Below are 3428 nucleotides of genomic sequence, written 5' to 3'. Positions count from 1 at the left end.
GCTCGGCGCTGGTCCGCGCCGAGTGGTCTCGATACGCGGCCCCGGGCTCGCTGGCGCTCGCCGGGTCCGCTACTCGACCAGTGGTGGGGGTTACTCGACCAGCGGTGCTGGGTGGGGTGGGCTCGACCTAGCCGAACGGGGGAGGCGATGGTGGCCGCGCGGCCGATGCGGCGAACCTGGACGGATCCCTAGCGTGGACGCATGATCACCGTCGAGAAGCTCAGCAGACGCTACGGGGACGTCACGGTCGTCGACGACGTGTCCTTCGAGGTCCGGCCGGGGCGCACCACGGGTTTCGTGGGCGCGAACGGCGCGGGCAAGACCACCACCATGCGCATGATCATGGGGGTGCTCAGTGCCAGCGCGGGCGAGGTGCGCTGGAAGGGCGAGCCGATCACCGCCGACGTGCGCCGCTCCTTCGGCTACATGCCGGAGGAGCGCGGGCTCTACCCGCGCATGAACCTCGTCGACCAGCTCGTCTACTTCGCTCGCCTGCACGGGCTCGACCCCCGCGACGCGCGCTCGCGCGTCGACGAGCTCCTCGAGCACTTCGACCTCACCGACCGCGGCAGCGACCTGCTCGACACGCTCTCGCTCGGCAACCAGCAGCGCGTCCAGATCGCCGCGTCGCTCGTTCACCGCCCGACCGCGCTGGTGCTCGACGAGCCGTTCTCCGGCCTCGACCCGCTCGCCGTCGACTCGATGGTCGACCTGCTGCAGCAGGAGGCCGCCGACCTGCCGCTGCTGTTCTCCAGCCACCAGCTCGACCTCGTCGAGCGGCTCTGCGACGACCTCGTCATCCTCGCCGGCGGCCGCGTCGTGGCCGCCGGACCCGTCGACGAGCTCCGCGACCGCGGCGCCGTCCGCTACCGGGTGGTCATGGACGGCGCCGACGCCGCGTGGCTGCGCGACCTGCGTGGCGTGCGCACCCTCGACGTCGATGGCGAGGAGGCGCTCGTGGAGCTCGACGGACTCAAGCCCGCCGAGCTGACGCGTGCCGCCTTCGAACGCGGTCCGGTCGTCGAGGTCGCCCGCGTGCACCAGCCCCTGTCCGACATCTTCCGGGAGTCCGTCCGATGAGCACCCACACCCCGCACCCCGACCAGAGCAGCGGCACCCGCGCGCCGCGTGACGCGTGGAAGGTCGTCGCGCGGCGTGAGATCGACGTGCAGGTGCGGACGAAGTCGTTCCGCATCGGCCTGCTCGTCACGATCGTCGGCATCGTCGCCACGATCGTCGGCGTCCACTGGTTCCAGAACCGCGACACGACGCAGACGGTCGCCGTCGTCGAGCCGGCGGCCGCCGCGGTGGTCAAGGCCGCCGACCAGCTCGCCGGCGACGACACGCTGACCATCCGCCCGAAGAGCGTCGCCGACACCGCCGCGGCGGAGCGGGCCGTGAAGGACGGCGACGCCGACGCCGCCCTGCTCGCGACCGACGACGGCTACGAGCTCGTGGGGGAGCGCGACGTCGACGCGACCGTGCAGCAGTCCGTCACCGCAGCGGTGCGCGCGACGGCGCTGCAGCAGAACGCCGCCGCTCAGGACGTCGACCTGTCCGCGCTCGACGCCGGCACGACCACGTCGGAGCGGCTGCTCGATCGCGGGGCCGACGACGGCGGGCTGCGCCAGGCGACGTCGTTCGTGTTCGTCCTGCTCTTCTACCTGACCGCGATCGTGCTCGGCATGGGCATCGCGAGCAGCGTGACGCAGGAGAAGGAGAGCCGGGTCGTCGAGATCCTCGCCGCCGCCGTCCCGATCCGTCAGCTGCTGTGGGGCAAGGTCGTGGGCAACACGGCGCTGGCCGTGCTGCAGATCGTCAGCTACGCCGCAGCCGGTGTCGTGGGGCTGCTGCTCACCGGCCAGAGCGGCGCGCTCGACGTCGTCGGCCTGCCGATGCTCTGGTACGTCCTGTTCTTCCTCGTCGGCTTCGTCGCCCTCGCCAGCCTCTGGTCGGTGGCCGGGTCGCTCGCGTCGCGCACGCAGGACCTGCAGTCGACGACGATGCCCGCGCAGATGCTGCTGCTCGTGCCGTACTTCCTCGCGATCCTGGGCGGGGAGAGCATCAAGACGGTCGTGTCGATGATCCCGGTGGTCTCGTCGATGATGATGCCGGCGCGGCTCGTGGAAGGGTCGGTGCCCGCCTGGCAGGTTGCGGTCGCCCTCGGCGGCACGCTGCTCGCGTCGGTGCTGCTCGTGAGGTTCGGAGCGCGCGTGTTCGAGCGGACCCTGCTGCGTACCGGCGACAAGATCGGCTACCGCGAGGCGCTCTCGCTGGCCGAGTAGACGCCCAGTCAGCGCTGGGTCAGGCCGACGTCAGGACGTCGCAGCCCCCGGGAGCCCGAGCACGGGCACCTGGGGGTGCGCGTCGTCGTGCACGAGGTCCGGTGACGACGTGTACGGCTCCCAGCCCAGCAGGTCGACGAGGTGCGGACGCACGGCGTCGGCCGCCTCGGGCACGCGCACCCGGCGTCCCAGCTCAGCGGTCAGCGTCGTCACGCCTGCGTCGGCGATGCCGCAAGGCACGAACCGGTCGTACCAGGCGAGGTCGACGTCGGCGTTGAGCGAGAAGCCGTGCATCGTCACCCCGCGGGTCACGCGGATGCCGATCGCGGCGATCTTGCGCTCCGGGCCGCGCTGGTCGGCCGCCACCCACACGCCGGAGCGTCCCGGCACCCGGCCGGACGCGACCCCGAGGTCGGCGACGGCGCGGATCAGCGCCTCCTCGACCCGCCGCACGTAGTCGACGACGAGCACGTGGGAGGGCAGGCGCGTGATCGGGTAGCCGACCAGCTGGCCCGGGCCGTGGAACGTGATCTTGCCGCCGCGGTCGACGTCGACGACGGGGGTGCCGTCGAACGGACGCTCGTGCGGCTCGGTGCGCTTGCCGGCCGTGTAGACGGGCGGGTGCTCGAGCAGGAGCGCGGTGTCGTCGATCTCGTCGGTCACGCGCTGCGCGTGCAGCTCGCGCTGCAGCTCCCAGGCCGCCTCGTAGTCGAGGGCGCGGTCGCCGTACCAGTCGTCGATGATCTGCAGGCTCACGCTCCTACCGTAGCCCCGGTGTGGACGGCCGCTCGACGCGAGCGGGACGGGCGTCGAGGCTGACGTCATGACCAGCTGGCTGGCGGCGCTCGTGACGTGGTGCAGCACGCTGCTCGGCACGGGCGACGCCGACCTTGCCTGCCTCGAGCTGGGCCGTCTCGACGCGCTGCGCGCGGAGGCGTTCGTGAGCGGCGACCCGGAGCCGCTCCGCGACGTCTACGCCACGCCCACGCTGCGCGAGGCCGACGCGAGCGTCCTGCGCGGCTGGTCCGACCGGGGGCTGCGGCTCGAGGGCATGGCGCAGCAGCGGACGTCGTGCCACGTGGTCGCGCGGTCCGGCCGGCGGGTGGTGCTCGACGTCGTCGACCGGCTCGGGCCCACCCGTGC

The 3428-nt window shown here is 72.6% G+C and carries 4 protein-coding genes; 3 read left to right on the top strand and 1 reads right to left on the bottom strand.

Annotated features, from left to right (window positions below; translation table 11 throughout):
• Positions 1 to 201 precede the first annotated feature (201 nt).
• Both A6Q81_RS16325 and A6Q81_RS16320 read left to right on the top strand, forming a co-directional pair.
• Positions 202 to 1080, top strand: a complete 879-nt coding sequence (locus tag A6Q81_RS16325) for an ABC transporter ATP-binding protein (protein WP_286691122.1) — start codon at positions 202 to 204, stop codon at positions 1078 to 1080.
• Positions 1077 to 2285: an ABC transporter permease gene (locus A6Q81_RS16320; protein WP_286691121.1), complete on the top strand. Its 1209-nt coding sequence runs from the start codon at positions 1077 to 1079 to the stop codon at positions 2283 to 2285. Before A6Q81_RS16325 ends, A6Q81_RS16320 begins: the two co-directional genes overlap by 4 nt.
• A gap of 30 nt (positions 2286 to 2315) precedes the next feature.
• Here the strand turns inward: A6Q81_RS16320 and lipB are convergent, their stop codons facing one another.
• Positions 2316 to 3041, bottom strand: coding sequence for a lipoyl(octanoyl) transferase LipB (gene lipB, locus A6Q81_RS16315; protein WP_236749722.1), 726 nt, complete (start codon positions 3039 to 3041; stop codon positions 2316 to 2318).
• Between the two features lie 67 nt (positions 3042 to 3108).
• Between lipB and A6Q81_RS16310 the strand changes: the two genes are divergently transcribed.
• Positions 3109 to 3428: hypothetical protein (locus tag A6Q81_RS16310; RefSeq protein ID WP_286691120.1), on the top strand; the 320-nt coding region annotated here is incomplete at its 3' end.

The sequence above is a fragment of the Aeromicrobium sp. REDSEA-S38_B2 genome, from assembly GCF_001628525.1.
In the GTDB taxonomy this organism is placed as follows: domain Bacteria; phylum Actinomycetota; class Actinomycetes; order Propionibacteriales; family Nocardioidaceae; genus Aeromicrobium; species Aeromicrobium erythreum.
The sequence above is the reverse complement of the archived record's forward strand: the minus strand, read 5'-3'. Positions and strand labels throughout refer to the sequence as shown.

What these genes read in the sequence shown, in the direction of transcription:
- A6Q81_RS16325 (WP_286691122.1), top strand. Translation starts at nt 202, where the DNA reads ATGATCACCGTCGAGAAGCTCAGCAGACGCTACGGGGACGTCACGGTC.
- A6Q81_RS16320 (WP_286691121.1), top strand. Translation starts at nt 1,077, where the DNA reads ATGAGCACCCACACCCCGCACCCCGACCAGAGCAGCGGCACCCGCGCG.